The 960-nt window shown below is 46.4% G+C and carries 2 rRNA genes; both read right to left on the bottom strand.

Annotated features, from left to right (window positions below):
• Window positions 1–187: 187 nt before the first annotated feature.
• Window positions 188–302: ribosomal RNA gene (gene rrf, locus TS1_RS12175) — 5S ribosomal RNA — on the bottom strand.
• Between the two features lie 72 nt (window positions 303–374).
• Window positions 375–960: ribosomal RNA gene (locus tag TS1_RS12170) — 23S ribosomal RNA — on the bottom strand; the annotation flags it as partial.

The raw sequence follows: 960 nt of genomic DNA, 5'->3' as shown, positions 1-960 counted from the left end.
AAATTGATTTCTAATTGAAATCATCTTATGACTGCTTTTTATTATACTTTACATTTCTCGTTTCGTCAGATTCAAACGTTTTCACTTCGCCAAGCCATCTTTCTTTGTGTTTGCTTTTATTTTGACGTTTTAGACATAAAAAAAAGAGACCTTGCGGTCTCAATGCGGCTCATCGCATCCACTTTTTGCCTGGCAACGTTCTACTCTAGCGGAACGTAAGTTCGACTACCATCGACGCTAAGGAGCTTAACTTCTGTGTTCGGCATGGGAACAGGTGTGACCTCCTTGCTATAGTCACCAGACATATGAATGTAAATTATACATTCAAAACTAGATAGTAAGTAAAAGTGATTTTGCTTCGCAAAACATTTATTTTGATTAAGTCTTCGATCGATTAGTATTCGTCAGCTCCACATGTCACCATGCTTCCACCTCGAACCTATTAACCTCATCATCTTTGAGGGATCTTATAACCGAAGTTGGGAAATCTCATCTTGAGGGGGGCTTCATGCTTAGATGCTTTCAGCACTTATCCCGTCCACACATAGCTACCCAGCTATGCCGTTGGCACGACAACTGGTACACCAGAGGTATGTCCATCCCGGTCCTCTCGTACTAAGGACAGCTCCTCTCAAATTTCCTACGCCCACGACGGATAGGGACCGAACTGTCTCACGACGTTCTGAACCCAGCTCGCGTACCGCTTTAATGGGCGAACAGCCCAACCCTTGGGACCGACTACAGCCCCAGGATGCGACGAGCCGACATCGAGGTGCCAAACCTCCCCGTCGATGTGAACTCTTGGGGGAGATAAGCCTGTTATCCCCAGGGTAGCTTTTATCCGTTGAGCGATGGCCCTTCCATGCGGAACCACCGGATCACTAAGTCCGTCTTTCGACCCTGCTCGACTTGTAGGTCTCGCAGTCAAGCTCCCTTATGCCTTTACACTCTATGAATGAT

The sequence above is a fragment of the Tetragenococcus solitarius NBRC 100494 genome, from assembly GCF_001544195.1.
GTDB lineage: Bacteria > Bacillota > Bacilli > Lactobacillales > Enterococcaceae > Tetragenococcus > Tetragenococcus solitarius.
The sequence above is the reverse complement of the archived record's forward strand: the minus strand, read 5'-3'. Positions and strand labels throughout refer to the sequence as shown.